The 14,681-nt window shown below is 40.2% G+C and carries 18 protein-coding genes; 1 reads left to right on the top strand and 17 read right to left on the bottom strand.

Annotation, left to right across the window (positions count from 1 at the left end; translation table 11 throughout):
* Positions 1-3: 3 nt before the first annotated feature.
* From bshA to L3V42_RS04760, 4 genes are read right to left on the bottom strand one after another with little or no spacing between them, the layout of a single operon-like run.
* Positions 4-1,122 (bottom strand): N-acetyl-alpha-D-glucosaminyl L-malate synthase BshA, encoded by a 1,119-nt coding sequence (gene bshA, locus L3V42_RS04745; RefSeq protein ID WP_235760767.1) that lies wholly within the window; start codon positions 1,120-1,122, stop codon positions 4-6.
* 3 nt (positions 1,123-1,125) lie between these two features.
* On the bottom strand, positions 1,126-1,536 hold the full coding sequence (locus L3V42_RS04750; RefSeq protein ID WP_235761082.1) for a methylglyoxal synthase: 411 nt from the start codon (positions 1,534-1,536) through the stop codon (positions 1,126-1,128).
* Positions 1,537-1,557: 21 nt separating this feature from the next.
* On the bottom strand, positions 1,558-2,352 hold the full coding sequence (dapB, locus tag L3V42_RS04755; RefSeq protein ID WP_235760768.1) for a 4-hydroxy-tetrahydrodipicolinate reductase: 795 nt from the start codon (positions 2,350-2,352) through the stop codon (positions 1,558-1,560).
* 23 nt (positions 2,353-2,375) lie between these two features.
* The gene (locus L3V42_RS04760) at positions 2,376-2,702 is read right to left on the bottom strand and encodes a nucleotide pyrophosphohydrolase (protein WP_238471466.1); all 327 of its coding nucleotides are present in this window, start codon (positions 2,700-2,702) and stop codon (positions 2,376-2,378) included.
* Positions 2,703-2,864: 162 nt separating this feature from the next.
* Between L3V42_RS04760 and L3V42_RS04765 the strand changes: the two genes are divergently transcribed.
* Positions 2,865-3,731 (top strand): YitT family protein, encoded by an 867-nt coding sequence (locus tag L3V42_RS04765; RefSeq protein ID WP_235761083.1) that lies wholly within the window; start codon positions 2,865-2,867, stop codon positions 3,729-3,731.
* 35 nt (positions 3,732-3,766) lie between these two features.
* Here the strand turns inward: L3V42_RS04765 and L3V42_RS04770 are convergent, their stop codons facing one another.
* From L3V42_RS04770 to hisC, 13 genes are all read right to left on the bottom strand, one after another.
* A complete protein-coding gene (locus L3V42_RS04770; protein ID WP_238471467.1) occupies positions 3,767-4,441 on the bottom strand; it encodes a zinc metallopeptidase in 675 nt (224 codons plus the stop codon).
* Between the two features lie 52 nt (positions 4,442-4,493).
* On the bottom strand, positions 4,494-4,748 hold the full coding sequence (locus L3V42_RS18640; RefSeq protein ID WP_438822734.1) for a sporulation protein YpjB: 255 nt from the start codon (positions 4,746-4,748) through the stop codon (positions 4,494-4,496).
* 53 nt (positions 4,749-4,801) lie between these two features.
* Positions 4,802-5,380 carry a lipoprotein heptaprenylglyceryl N-acetyltransferase LhaT gene (lhaT, locus tag L3V42_RS04780; RefSeq protein WP_238471468.1) on the bottom strand — a complete coding sequence of 193 codons (579 nt, stop codon included), beginning with the start codon at positions 5,378-5,380 and terminating at the stop codon, positions 4,802-4,804.
* A gap of 552 nt (positions 5,381-5,932) precedes the next feature.
* Positions 5,933-6,724, bottom strand: a complete 792-nt coding sequence (locus L3V42_RS04785; protein WP_235760772.1) for a menaquinol-cytochrome c reductase cytochrome b/c subunit — start codon at positions 6,722-6,724, stop codon at positions 5,933-5,935.
* Between the two features lie 18 nt (positions 6,725-6,742).
* The gene (gene qcrB / locus L3V42_RS04790; protein WP_235760773.1) at positions 6,743-7,417 is read right to left on the bottom strand and encodes a menaquinol-cytochrome c reductase cytochrome b subunit; all 675 of its coding nucleotides are present in this window, start codon (positions 7,415-7,417) and stop codon (positions 6,743-6,745) included.
* A gap of 6 nt (positions 7,418-7,423) precedes the next feature.
* Entirely contained in the window at positions 7,424-7,939 is a 516-nt protein-coding gene (locus L3V42_RS04795) for a QcrA and Rieske domain-containing protein (protein WP_235760774.1), read from the bottom strand.
* Positions 7,940-8,137: 198 nt separating this feature from the next.
* On the bottom strand, positions 8,138-8,596 hold the full coding sequence (locus L3V42_RS04800; RefSeq protein WP_235760775.1) for a YpiF family protein: 459 nt from the start codon (positions 8,594-8,596) through the stop codon (positions 8,138-8,140).
* 234 nt (positions 8,597-8,830) lie between these two features.
* Positions 8,831-9,064 (bottom strand): hypothetical protein, encoded by a 234-nt coding sequence (locus tag L3V42_RS04805; RefSeq protein WP_235760776.1) that lies wholly within the window; start codon positions 9,062-9,064, stop codon positions 8,831-8,833.
* Positions 9,065-9,213: 149 nt separating this feature from the next.
* Complete coding sequence (locus L3V42_RS04810) at positions 9,214-9,783, bottom strand: ReoY family proteolytic degradation factor (protein WP_235760777.1); 570 nt, start codon at positions 9,781-9,783, stop codon at positions 9,214-9,216.
* A gap of 14 nt (positions 9,784-9,797) precedes the next feature.
* A complete protein-coding gene (locus tag L3V42_RS04815; RefSeq protein ID WP_238471469.1) occupies positions 9,798-11,054 on the bottom strand; it encodes a tetratricopeptide repeat protein in 1,257 nt (418 codons plus the stop codon).
* 113 nt (positions 11,055-11,167) lie between these two features.
* Entirely contained in the window at positions 11,168-12,460 is a 1,293-nt protein-coding gene (gene aroA / locus L3V42_RS04820; RefSeq protein ID WP_235760779.1) for a 3-phosphoshikimate 1-carboxyvinyltransferase, read from the bottom strand.
* A gap of 18 nt (positions 12,461-12,478) precedes the next feature.
* The gene (locus tag L3V42_RS04825) at positions 12,479-13,582 is read right to left on the bottom strand and encodes a prephenate dehydrogenase (protein WP_238471470.1); all 1,104 of its coding nucleotides are present in this window, start codon (positions 13,580-13,582) and stop codon (positions 12,479-12,481) included.
* 4 nt (positions 13,583-13,586) lie between these two features.
* Positions 13,587-14,681, bottom strand: a complete 1,095-nt coding sequence (hisC, locus tag L3V42_RS04830) for a histidinol-phosphate transaminase (protein ID WP_238471471.1) — start codon at positions 14,679-14,681, stop codon at positions 13,587-13,589.

A 14,681-nucleotide genomic window follows, 5' to 3' on the forward strand; every position in this document is an offset into this window, starting at 1 on the left:
CCTTTACTTTAGTAGTTCTTCATATAAATTAATATATTGATCGACAATGATGTTCGATTGGAATTTCTGTTTAACAACATGCATAACGTGTTCACGAAGTGTTTGCTGATATTCCGAGTCTGTTAGAATTTCTAAAGCATATTCTGCTGCTTGCTTTGTGTCGCCTCTATCTACCAGATATCCGGTTTCTCCATGTGTGATTACTTCTGGAATCCCGCCGATATTCGTTCCAATCCCTGGAACTCCACATGCCATTGCTTCCAGGAGAACAAGACCAAAGCTTTCTTTTTCTGAAAGTAAAAGTGTTAAGTCACTAATTGCCAGCAGTTCATTTACATTATTTTGCTTTCCTAAGAACAGAATATCGTTCTCCAACTCTAATTCTTTCACTAAGTTTTTTGTTGCAGAATACTCCGGACCGTCGCCAACAAGCAGCAACTTACTAGGAATTTCCTGTCGAATCCGATAAAACGTATCAACGACATCCGGCAACCGCTTCACTTTCCGGAAGTTCGATATATGGATAATAACTTTTTCTTCATCTTTTATATTGTACTGTTCCTTCAAATAGTGCGCTTGGAATGGATAGTATTCGGATTCATTTACAAAATTATGGATGACAGATATCGGATAGTCCGTTTCAATCATTTCTTCCGTCTGCTTCCTTAAACTATGGGATACGCTCGTTACCGCATCAGATTGTTCAATCCCGTATTTGATCATTTTTTTAAATGCAGCCTCAATCCCAAGGACCGTTATATCTGTCCCGTGCAGAGTCGTTACGACCTTTACCTTATGTTCGGCCATTTCTCTCGCAAGGATCGCACAAATGGCATGTGGTATCGCATAATGAACGTGTAAGATATCAAGTTTCTCCTGATCGATGACCTCTGCCATTTTGGAAGCAAGGGATAAATCATAGGGCGGGTATTGAAAAACTGGATAATGATTTACTTCCACTTGATGATAAAAAATTTTCGGATACAATTTATCTAACCGGAACGGAAGGCTTGACGTAATAAAATGGATTTCATGGCCATTTTCAGCTAAAAGCTTTCCTAATTCCGTTGCAATAACTCCCGAACCACCGACGGAAGGATAGCAAGTTATCCCTATCTTCATGGATTATTCTTTATCCTTTTTTCGAACGATTTCCCGCCATTTAAAATCTCCGCGTTCCAGACCATGAATAAAGATTTCCGCACCTGCAATATTTGTAGCAAGCGGGATTTGGTATACATCGCATAAGCGCATTAAAGCCGTTACATCAGGTTCATGTGGTTGAGCTGTTAACGGATCGCGGAAAAATATTACCATATCCATTTCATTATCCGCAATAAGCGCACCAATTTGCTGGTCACCGCCAAGCGGGCCTGATTTAAATCTATGTACATTCAATTTAGTAGCTTCCTTGATTAACTTACCTGTAGTCCCGGTGGCACAGAGTTCATGCTCTTTCAATAGATGTTCATAAGCAATCGTAAAGCGTATCATATCTTCTTTCTTTTTATCGTGGGCGATTAGAGCAATTTTCATCATAGCTTGACCTCTTTTCTTTTATAATATATTTTCCAACCCGTAAACGAGTCTTTCTAACTCCATTACTTTGTAAATAGATGTTTTAATTCCATCCATGAAGGAATCTCGACTCATGGAATCGTGTTTAATTGTGAATAATTGACCCGGTCCACCGAAGATTACTTCCTGGTGTGCCACTAGTCCTGGTAGTCTTACGCTATGGATATGCATGCCATCTAATTCAGCACCGCGTGCTCCATCGAGTTCTTCTCTTTCATCGGGATGGCCTTGCATTTTCTTTTCTCGTGTTTTTTGAATCATCTCGGCTGTTTTAACCGCCGTTCCAGATGGAGCATCTATCTTCTGATCATGGTGCTTCTCGATGATTTCCACATCCGGGAAATATTGAGCCGCCATCTGCGAGAACTTCATCATTAATACCGCACCGATAGCAAAGTTTGGTGCAATGATACAACCAGATTTATATTCATCCGAGAGCTCTTTTAACTCCTGAATACGCTCCTCTGTAAATCCGGAAGTACCGATCACAGAACGTACCCGGTGTTCAATAGCGAGTTTTGTATGCTTATAACCAGACGCAGGACTTGTAAGATCAATGAAGACGTCTGCATCTATTTTCTGAAAGCATTCCGCCAGGTCTTCAAAAATCGGAACATGTGCATCTGATTCCTCTATAATATCGTTTAAAAATTTGCCTTCGTTTTTTCGATCAATTACAGCAACGAGATTAAAATCGGCTACACGTTCAATCATTTGAATTGCTTCTTTCCCCATTTTACCACGTGGTCCTGCTAATATAATATTTATTGCCACTTCTGTTCCACCTCTCCTGTTGTTTATTTCCTCGTCCATCTATCTTTATCTCGGGTTTCAATTTTCGACATGGAGCGGTCAAAACTCTCGGATAAATCAATGTCAAGTGAATTTGCAAAGCTTGTGATTACAAATAAAACATCGCCAAGTTCTTCCTCAATCGTTTTTTCTTTTTCGGTCGTTTTTTTAGGCTTCTCCCCGTAATGATGATTTACCTCTCGGGCAAGCTCACCGACTTCTTCCGTCAGTCTAGCAATCATTGCAAGTGGAGAAAAATAGCCTTCTTTAAATTGGCCGATATAATCATCGACACGCTTTTGAATTTCTTTTGTTGTAAATTCTTTTTGCATTCGTTAACGATCTCCTTTTTTCTCCATGTTTGCCTACCTTTTATGTTAGCTAACCTTACGTAATTTGACAAATATTTTCTTTGAAAAGTCATGAAATTAATTCCTCGGGGTAAAATGATACTAATTCGGAACAGATTCGCACATACTTAGGAGATGTTAATGATGCTATTTGGATTGCGGTTGAAAAGTATTTTCTTTATTTTAATCGGTGCAGCGATTTATTCGTTTGGAATTGTACATTTTAATATGCAAAATAACTTAGGTGAAGGCGGCTTTACCGGGATCACGCTGCTCCTTTACTTTTTATGGAGATTTGATCCGGCAATCACGAATATTTTATTAAACATCCCAGTTTTTCTCATCGGCTGGAAACTTCTCGGGAGAAATACCTTCATTTACACCATTATCGGTACCTTCGCAGTATCTGTATTCTTAGCTATCTTTCAATCCTATCAATTTGCAATCCCTTTGGAAAATGATATGACTTTAGTTGCGATATTTGCCGGAGTATTTATCGGGGTCGGTTTAGGGGTTATCTTTCGTTATGGCGGCACAACGGGAGGGGTAGATATTATTGCACGGTTAGCAAATAAATATCTTGGATGGAGCATGGGAAATACGATGTTCTTATTCGATTTTATTGTCATTTCTTCTTCTGTACTTCTTATTTTAGATCTTGTTCAAGGTATGTACACTTTAGTTGCGGTCTATATCGGAGCACGGGTACTTGATGTTATTCAAGAAGGTGCTTATCTTGCTAAAGGAGCGACAATTGTTTCAAACAAAAGTAAAGCGATATACAGTGAAATTCAGAAGATGGATCGGGGAGTTACGGTTCTATCAGGGCGTGGCAGCTATACAGGTGAAAAACTTGAAGTACTTTACTGTGTCGTCCCTCGAAATGAAATCGTCCGTCTAAAAAGCGTTATTTTAAAGATTGACCCATCCGCCTTCGTCTCAATCAGTACGGTTCAAGATGTGCAGGGAGAAGGATTCACGCTTGATGAGAACAAGAAACCACTGCAATAAAAAAGAGACCAGCACATTGCCAATCTCTTTTCCATCTAGTCTCTGCTATTCAAAAATATCAATATAAAACGTGCAAGCTCTAATAAGGCGACTAGAGCAGCTGCGACATACGTCAGTGCAGCAGCATTCAATACTTTCTTCGTCTCTCGTTCTTCATCATTCCGAATGATCCCAGTCGAGACAAGCTGTGTCATTGCACGACTAGAAGCATCAAACTCTACAGGCAGTGTAACGAGCTGGAATAGAACAGCTGCGCCCATGAAGATGATTCCGAAAAGGAATAGCTCCGTCATTCTGAAGAAAATACCTGCAAGAATTAAAATGAAGGAGATGTTTGAACCGAAGTTAGCAACCGGAACAAGTGCACTTCTGAAACGCATGAATGCATATTCTTCCTGGTCTTGAATGGCGTGTCCAACTTCATGTGCCGCAATCGCCGAAGATGCCATGGAGCGGCCTCCATATATACCTTCTGAAAGTCGAACAACCTTGGAACGGGGATCATAGTGGTCAGACAAGGTACCTTTTGTCTGTTCAATGTTTACATGATATAATCCATTATCATCCAGAATCTTTCTTGCTACCTCAGCACCGGTCATCTGGGAAGATGTCGATTTCTTCGAGTATTTATTATATGTTGATTTCACTCTGCCTTGCGCCCATAATGGTATGATTAGTATAAGCGCGATATAAATTAAATAGCTACCCATCTATTTCCCTCCAATCTACGTCGATAAGTCAATTTTAGTCAGGAATCCTATTTCAGTCAACTATTTTGTCGCGCCCTTCCTTCTTCGCCGCCTTTTCTTTTTCTCCTTTATACTTTCTCCAACTCACATAAGATAATGTAATCAGAATGAAACCACCGACAATTAATAAAGCAGGGAAAAGTGGGAGCAATTCCACATTCGCATACACCCATTGCGGGAAACTCACCTTTTGTATGTTCAGTAACAGGGACGGAAACGCAACAGCAACAGTCGAATAAATCAAGGTAATACTGGATGTCATTCCCATTTTAGTCACCTCACCTAATCCATTTATATGATGAGGGAACCCTATTTATCACCTTAGGATAATTTATTATGCTTCCTAACCGTTAAGCCGTATGCAAGCATTAAACAAGCGATACTGAGCCAGAATGTGAAATAACCGATCCTCTCCATATATTGTGTTAATGAAGAATAAATTGGCATCATCTCGAACACGTAATCAATCACATCATTATGTAAGGTCCAGATTCCAGCTACGACAAGATGTCTCATTTTAATCTTATAAAATGGCGCATAAAGCACAGCCTGAATCGCCATCCCCGCATGAGAAAACATTAGCATATACCCTGCTGCACTTAATGAACCATCAATGATCAGCGTAAGTATATTCATTACAACTGCCCAAGTACCGTATTTAACGAGGGTGACAAGCCCCAACGCTTCTACATAAGGGACGTTTCTGCCAAACAGGAAAAACAAAAGAAAAATCGTAAAAAATAAGCTTGCTGTCGGACTATCCGGGACAAAAATTAAAAATATATCGGGTGTGATTGATAATTGTGGAAGATACCAGATATACCCGTAGATTGTACCGAATAGGTTTACTATAAAAAGCATGAAAATAAATATTTTATTAGAAAGAATATACTTAATCATCTGCCGACCTCTCAATTCTTTTAAAATTAACTATAATTCACCTAACTGAATGAATTTCATCATTACCAAAGTCGGCTTTTCCATCATCATATGTTGTTGGGAACGAACCAACTCAACTACATATGGTGGTGGTGAAGCATTAAATACGTATTCTGAAATTCATTAAACTATCCATCCGAAAAAACAATGCAGATCGCTTGCACTCAGCGTAAGTGTGCCTAACTCCGAAACTCTCTTCTGGAGGTCCGCAGTCTAGACACCTCTCGCACCTGCTGAGCGGCTGGTGAGCCTCCTCGCAGGCAAGCCTGCTGCGGGGTCTCACCAGTCCTACCTCCGAACAGGAAGCTCTAATGCCGGCATTGGTCACAGGACGTGACCGTTCTTAGCCGGCCTCCCGCAGGAGTCTCGAGGTGTCTGGACTGCTACCATGAAGAACCTAATTGGATAATTTAACTATAAGCCCTATTGTTCCTTGTAAGCAAGTATTAAAAGCATTTTAAAAAAACACCTTCACCATCGAAATGGCAAAGGTGTTTTTCATGCTGAATAATATTATTCGATTGATTCGTTTACGGATAAGATAAATTCTGTTAATTGTTCTAATTCTTCATCTGTACCAGTAAATTGATCTGGAGGCATTGCTCCAGTTCCGTTTACGGAGATATCAGCAATTTCTTCCGCAGTATAGTCAAAATCAGGACCATACAATGCAGGAGCTGCCGTACCTTCCAGTTCAGCACCATGACACGCTAAACAGCTTGTTTCATATGCAGCATAGCCCGGATGCTCTGTATCAATCACAACATCTGCTTCTTCAGATGGCGGAACAGGCTTGTTCGCTTCCGCACGACCTTCCCAGTCAACAGCTGCAGAAGAAGAATAAGTTAACCAAATAACAGAAACTAAACCTAGCAACATCATTCCGACTGCAATTGGTCGTTGATGTGGTCTGCGTCCTGGACCATTATCCAAGAACGGCGCTAGAAGTAATGCACCGAATGCTAAACCAGGAATTCCAAGCATTCCGAGAATAATGTACGTTCCGCTAGCGAATTCATATTTCAATAGTTCATACAGAAACAGGAAATACCAGTCTGGCAAAGGAATATAGGCAGCATCTGTTGGATCTGCCAACCCTTCAAGTGGTGATGGATGTGCTAATGTTAAAATTAGGAATCCAATAAGGAATACTGCACCTGCCAACCATTCTTTTAATAAAAAGTTGGGCCAAAAAGCTTCTGTTCTGCCAGGGTACTCTGAATAGTCTTTCGGAATTCGTGAGACTGTGGGTCCTTGTTTGATCCGCGAGTCTCCAACGAATTTCATGCCTTTCCCTCTTTGCATAATGCTTTCCCCTCCTTTTTATAGTGGTCCGGATATACCTTGTCTTCTAATCATGATAAAGTGTACAGCTAGTAGTGCAAATAATGCAGCTGGCAAGAAGAATACATGAATGGCGAAGAATCTAGTCAATGTTTGCGCACCTACAATCGAGGCGTCACCAGCTAATAGAATCTTCAATTGATCACCGATAAACGGAACCTGCTGAGCCATTTCAAGACCTACTTGAGTAGCGAAAAACGCTTTGTTGTCCCACGGTAACAAGTAACCTGTGAATCCTAGCCCAAGGATGACGAAGAAGAGCAGAACCCCAACCATCCAGTTAAGTTCACGAGGCTTCTTGTATGCACCTTGGAAAAACACACGTAAAGTATGTAATAAAAGCATCACAACTGTTACACTGGCACCCCAGTGATGCATACCTCGAACAATTTGAGCATGTGCAACTTCAGTTTGTAAGTAATAAACGGATCGCCACGCATTTTCAATATCCGGCACATAATACATCGTTAAAAACATACCAGACAATATCTGAATAACGACTACGAAGAATGTCAATCCTCCAAAACAATAGACGAATGCTGAGAAGTGATGGGCAGGGTTAACATGCTCAGGAACTTCATGGTCAGCGATGTCACGCCAAATTGGTTGAAGGTCGATGCGTTCGTCGATCCAATCGTATATTTTCTGTAGCATCTTTAATTAAGCCTCCCTGTGTGGTTTTGGATCCCCTAAGAATAGCATTCCATCCTTAATTTCCATTTCATATTCATCCAATGGCGCTAGTGGTGGTGTACCTGGTACGTTTACCCCATCTTTATAGTAGCGTCCATCATGACACGGGCAGAAGAATTCGTTCGGATACTGATCGCTTCCTTCCCAAGATACAACACAACCTAAGTGTTTACATACTGGGGAAAAGGCTATAACTTCATCACTATCATTTTTATAAACCCACGCAGAACGGTTTACTTGTGACTCATACCAACCATCTACTTGGTCGACGCTCCAGTCAACACGTTGCGGATCTGATGTAATATCATCAACAGCCAGTCCAACGTTAGCCAAATCCCCACCACCTGCCGCTTTCAACACAGGATCAATTGCCATTCTTACTGGAGAAATGAGCAGACCAGCTGCCATAAATCCACCTACTCCCATTAATGTGTAGTTCAAAAATTGTCTACGGGATACTTGCTGCTTTTTCTCTTCACTCATGATTTTCCCCCCTCTTTTCATTAGTTACGGACATTTTGAAAATTAATTTAGATTACTAGGACAATACCATGATAGCGTAATCTTGCACTTGGGTCAATATATAAACTAGAGTCAAAAGATAATATTCCTATTTAACAGTCATTTTTACACATGTTTCAACTAAAATGATGAAGTGGTGCTACAGATTAAGTGTTAAAATTACCAGTAGGAACGAACAATTTCTGATAACTGGGAAACTTGATCCCGGATCATCTCTTGCATTTCTTTTGAATGAATGTCTCCTGTTTGAACACCAGGTATCCATAGCAGATCACCAACAAGTTCTTTTTCATGCTTTTTCCAGGATGAATCAAAGGTGAGTAAAATGGAGTGCTTGAACGGTTGATTCTTTGTTTCACTGATCCACTGATTCAGTCGCTCTACTTCAATTGCCTTATCTCCATCTTTTAAATAGAGATAGCTCGGAATTAACAATACTCTGCCACTTAACTCTTGCTCGATTTCATTTGCAAATATCGTAATCACTTCTTGCTGAAAGGCGTTTTTCCCTAAATCAGCATCATTTGTCAACTGAAAAGGAACTAATGGTACCAGAATGGTGTCGATATATTCTTTCGCTTGCACATATTTTTCCAAATCATCTTTTCTCCACTTCATTGCAATTAATCAGCCTCTCTGTTCTATCAATTTTCTTATACTTCTAATTCTAAGCTTACCATGAACCTCCATCCACTTAAAGATGAACATCTCTTGAAGTTGGAGGTTTCTTATCTTAAAGAAAAAGATTTCCCGTGCGCATCGGTTAGGAGACGCTCCACCTAATGGTGGTGTGTGTTCTTTATCTCATAATAAGCAACACATCAATACATGTGGGCGGGAACACGCCATTTACTACTCATTGTATTTATGTGCCACTGCTTGGATACTTTGACTGTGAAGGGGGACCGTTTTCTTGATTGCTTGTTGTAAGTGGGTTCGATTGATCCACTTACCGGTTTGGAGATGATAGTTTTTAGCACCTTCTAAACAAGCATTCCACACATCAGCAGACAGACGATTGCATGCAAACAAGTGATCGATTGCTTCCTTCGATGCATGAAAAGAAACACGCTTTCCACGATACATGATACTCACCCCTCACCGGAACTTATGTTCTGTTATACCCGAAAAGAAAATAATTATCAATAATTTCAGGCAAAATAAATGGTTCATCTTTTACCTACGCTAGGCTAAGGGGAGGGAAGCTTTAAAATCCTGATGAATCAACCTATTCATTAAGAAACTGGTTGATTCATCAGGATTTTCTCGATTTTCTTTAGTTCTTCAGAATGTCTGATAAATTTTTCATAATTTCTTTCATCGAGCGATTCATCAATTTTCTTTAATAATCTGTCTTTCTTCTGTGCTTGAAGTGTATAGTTAATCACCCGCTCTGCTTCCTGCTTGTCTTCCTCTGTAATATAATTTTCATCCGATAAAAATGGATTTTCCTCTAGGACGAATGCATACTGCGGACTTTGCTTCCATTGATGGAAATTCAATTGAACATAGAGGGGCTCATCATCGTTTAAACGGATATCATGAAAAGCTTTTTCCGGATCGGACGTAATTAATCGTTCCCGGTGAAAACGAAATGCTGGCCCGTTTGAACATGAAGTTGAGATTATAATACTGCGCGGGCAAGCCTTTGCATGACGAACGAAATGTAAATTCCGCAGTAGCTTGTTATTGCTCGCTAAATAAGTTAAAATCCAATTGCTTTCTCTAACCTTCATTTCATATTGGTTCAGGAACCAATAAATAAATGCTTTCTTCTCATGCGGATGAATGACAGTGTTAGTCATATGAATCCTCCTCATTAATCTTGAGCGTGTAACCGGGATAAATATTCCTCAATCGTATAATCATCAGGAACGTGTTGTAAATATTTACGAAACACGGTAATTGCTTCAGATACCAGTCCTTCTTCAGTAAGGAAGTAACCATACTCTTTCAGAAAATCCGTGTCATCATTCAAGCTCGTATACGCATCCTGATAAGCATGCAAAGCTTCTTTATATTGTTCTTCTTCGTTATGAGCTCTTGCCAGTTCCCAATCATATAAAGGTTCAAGTGATCCGATTGATTTCACACTCTCGAGCAGGTCGATAATATCTGTATGCCTGTCCCCTTCCTTTAAAAATTCTAGGAAAAAGAGGATTGCTTCCTTATAGTCCGGGTCAATCGCAATTGCTTCTCTTATATATTCTTCACTTGCCGAATCATTATTCAGCTGGCGCGCAATTGTGCCTGCAAGAAAATATAACTGTTTATTGAATGTATCTTGTTTCAATCCTTTTTCCACTACCTCAAATGCTTCTTGAACCATTCCTTCATTTTGTAATGCTTTAGCCAAATTTTCATAAACGGAATGGTAGTAAGGATCTAACTCAACTACTTCTTGCCAGGCGGTGACTGCTATATCATTTCTTCCTGCTTGGCTTGCGGTAACACCATATTTGAAATATTTATCTGGAGTCTGTTCTTGTCCATCTTTAAAAAAACCAAGTGCTTTTTCATATTCGCCGATTCCTGCATAGGATTCCGCGAGCCGGTCCAGCACAGAAACATCAGCAAACATATTATGCTCTTTGGCAACTTTTTCATAATACGTAACAGCTTTCTTGTACTCTCCGGTTGAAAAAGAAAGTTCTCCAAGAGCAAAATCAATAATGACCTCATTCGGCAGCTTTTGTTTAGCTGTCAACAGTTTTTGTTCTGCGACTTCAAATAAACCCTGCACTTGGTATAAATCGGCTAGTTGGATTAATACTTGAATATAGGCGGGATCCTCTTCTGGAATTTCTGCTAAGCGCGCAATTGCCTTTTCGTCATCTTCTTTTTCTATTGCAATATCAGCTAAGCTTAGGATCAAGTCACTCTCAACAGGATATTTCATCAAGAGTTCTGAAAGAATGAGTTCTGCTTCATCAAGAAATCCCCATTGTAAGTATAATTCGGCAATGGTATATTTTTCATCATCATTTGCTTTTGGAGCGTATTCCTCCAATAAACGCAATGCTTGTGGTATCTTATTTTGTTCGACTAATTCAACTGCTTGTAAGATGGTATCCATTTCTCCATCCTTTCTGTAAACATGCTTACTGTAATAATATCGAAAACACCTTCCTTATTCAATAAAAGAAACCAAAGAAAGCGGTAGTGATTTGGCTTTCTTTGGTTAGAGGGTTAGTTTGTCGTTATTTTTTTTAGATCTTCGAAAAAACTCGGATAAGAAATAGCAATAGATGAGATATCGTCGATAACGATGTCTTCTGTCGTAAAGAAGGAAGCGATAGCACCCATCATTGCCATGCGGTGATCATGATAAGCTGATATGTTTCCACCTGTCAATTCCTGGTTCCCTTCGATAATCATCCCGTCTTCAGTTGCTGTCACAGACGCTCCAAGTGTTGTTAGCACTTCGACAACAGCAGCAATGCGGTCTGTTTCTTTCACGCGAAGCTCTGCTGCGTCTTTAATAACCGTCCTGCCCTCCGCTTGGGTTGCGAGCAGAGCAATTATTGGAATTTCGTCAATTAATCGCGGGATAATATCACCGGATATTTCAATTCCTATCAAGCTGGAACTACTGATTTTAACATCACCAAGCAGTTCTCCGCCTATTCTCTTTTTATTACTAATCTCAATTTGTGCTCCCATTTGAGTTAACACGTCAATAATTCCTGTCCGGGTTGGATTCAGTCCAACCTTTTTTATGACAAGCGAGCTATCTCGTTTAGCTGCTGCAGCGGCTAAGAAAAATGCTGCAGAAGAAATATCTCCCGGAACATAAATGTCTACAGGCTTCAGGGCTTGTTTTCCATTCATACGGATGGTATTCCCCTGAACAGCAAGCTCTGCCCCAAATGCTTCAAGCATTGTTTCCGTATGGTTTCTCGTTTTGGCCTTTTCTGTTATTACTGTTTCACCGTTAGCAAAAAGGCCGGCAAATAGCAATGCAGATTTAACTTGGGCACTTTTGACTGGTAAAGTGTATTGAATTGCTTGTAATTCTTTCCCATTAATTGCTAATGGCAGCAGTTTGGCATCACTTCGACCGGATATTGCTGCATTCATAGCTGAAAGAGGCAGAACAACCCGGTCCATCGGCCGTTCCGATAACGAAGCATCTCCATAAATTGTTGTAAAGAGTGGTAAGCCGGATAATAAGCCAATCATGAGACGTGCAGTTGTCCCCGAGTTTCCAAAGTATAGGGGTACTTTTGGTTCTATCAGGTTTTCTGCTCCGCCACTGTTGATTACAATTGATTCACCTTGCTGCTCAATGTCTACTCCCATCTGCCTGAAAGCATCTACCGTCCGGAGACAGTCCTCTCCATCTAAAAAATGGTCAATTTTGGTCTGGCCTTTTGCCAATGATCCAAAAATTACCGCCCGATGAGATATTGACTTATCTCCTGGTACTTCGAGTTCGCCTATAAGAGCGGACGATTGAGGTGAAATTTTTTTCTCTGCCATCGAATCACGTCCTATGTATCAATTTTGGATCATCGTTTCATATCCATTCATTTCTAAATAATGCTTACTTTGTTTTTGTGCTTCCTTCGTGTAGAAACTGACACGGAGTACCCCTGTAATTCCTTCACGTATTTCAAGTATTTCAATGTTTTTAATACTAAGATCGTGTTCCGCAAGAATCTGTACGACAGATGCTAATGCCCCGGTCTGGTCTCGAATATCAACATAAACATCGTAAAAGGCAGGGATTGCACCAGCTGTTTTTGTTGGAATTCTATCGCGGTAATTTTTTGCGTCTTCCAAGTAATCGATCATTGCCCGCTTTTCATTATGGTCTACCAGTTCTTTTAAATGTATCATTTCTTCGATCCATTCCTGCAGCAAGACAGACATCTTTCTCCGATTATGGTAAAAGATATCTTGCCACATCACCGGGTTACTAGAAGCAATTCTTGTGATGTCTCGGAACCCCCCTGCGGCAAGCTTTGGCAGAAAGTCATGTGTTTTCTGCCATTTCTTTGCTCGATGCACAAGTGAAGAGGCGATTAAATGTGGGAAGTGTGAGATTACACCCGTCATCTCATCGTGTGCCTCTGGTTTCAACACGACAAATTTACTTTTCGTTGGGCTTAGCACTTCTTTTAAAGTAGTAACCATTTCCTTCGTGCTCCGGATAGATGGAGTAAGAACATAAATAGCATTTTCAAAAAGATGGGACCTGGCTGCCCCAATTCCTCGTTTATGGGAACCTGCCATCGGATGCCCGCCGATAAATGCTATATTTTCATTTGTTAACTGCTCGGCCGCTTCTATGATCGCATGTTTCACTGATGCAGTATCCGTCACGATCACTTGTTTATCAAATGTGATGGTATCAAGTTTCTGGGTTAATGCAATTGTCTCAGAAATGGGTGCTGCAAGTATAATAATATCGGCTTCTTGTGCAGCAAGAGTGAAATCTGTGTATGCTTTGTCAATAATTCCTTGTTCTAGTCCATATTGTAAGCTTTCTTCATTCAAATCATAGCCAAGAACGGTATGTTCTGGATTGATTTTCACTGCTTTTGCTAGTGAGCCACCGATAAGTCCGATACCTGCCACTAATATATTTCGGTTCTTCATTTTTTCACCTAATCTGCTCATCAAATTTCTGTAATAAATTTTGTAATGTTTGCATGTCTTCCTTGGTGCCGATTGTAACTCGAATGGAATTCGGATAACCGAGTAGTTCCCCCGGTCTAACAATAAACCCATTTTCAATTAAATATTGAAAGACGTCCAGCCCGCTTGCAGGTGTGGAAACGAGAATAAAATTTGTGTGGGATGGATAATAACTCCACTTTAGTTCATCAAGGAACTGATAAAATACTTCTTTTACCTCTATGTTTTTAGCTTTCGTTTCGTTAATAAACGCTTGATCTTCCAATGCAACTGTTGCCGCTCTTTGTGCTACTGATGTCGTATTGAAAGGACCGCGGACGACGTTCAAGTTGTGGATTAATTCGGGGCTACCAATTCCGTATCCGATACGTAAGCCAGCTAATCCATATGCTTTCGAGAAAGTCCGCAATGATATTAAATTGGAAAAAGATTTCGTATATGTAATAGAATCAAGTAAATATTCATCTCCCACAAATTCCCGGTATGCCTCATCTAATACGACCAATACGTCATTCGGACAACTTTTCATAAACTGGAGGAATTCGTCTTCTGCATTTATTGTGCCTGTTGGATTGTCTGGTGCGCATATCCAGACGACGGCGGTATCCTTGTCGATTGCTTTAAGAATTGCTTCAAGATCATGTGTCCCATCACTTGCAATCGGAATTTCCTTTACCGTACCACCTTCAATAAATGTATTATGTTTATATTGCGGGAATGAATTAGCCGCCATAACCGTGTTGCTTCCATCTTGGACGAATGCTCTGCAAATAATTTGGATAAGCTCTTCTGAACCACTACCGAAAATCAATTGATCTTCTTCCACTTCTAATCTTTTACTAAGAGCAGTTCGCAGTTCTGCTGTATGCCCATCCGGATAAATATTCAATTCTGGTAAATATTCAGCTAAATCGGCTTTTACTTTAGAAGAATAACCATATACATTCTCATTTGATGCGAGTTTAACAATTCTTTCAAGCCCATACTCTTCTTTGATCTCGTGCGTTTGCTTACCTTGTTGATATGCTGTCAATTGGCTAAGTATTTGTTTCTGCTTCAC

Origin of the sequence: Oceanobacillus alkalisoli (assembly GCF_022213125.1) — a bacterium.
Lineage (GTDB): Bacteria > Bacillota > Bacilli > Bacillales > Amphibacillaceae > Oceanobacillus > Oceanobacillus alkalisoli.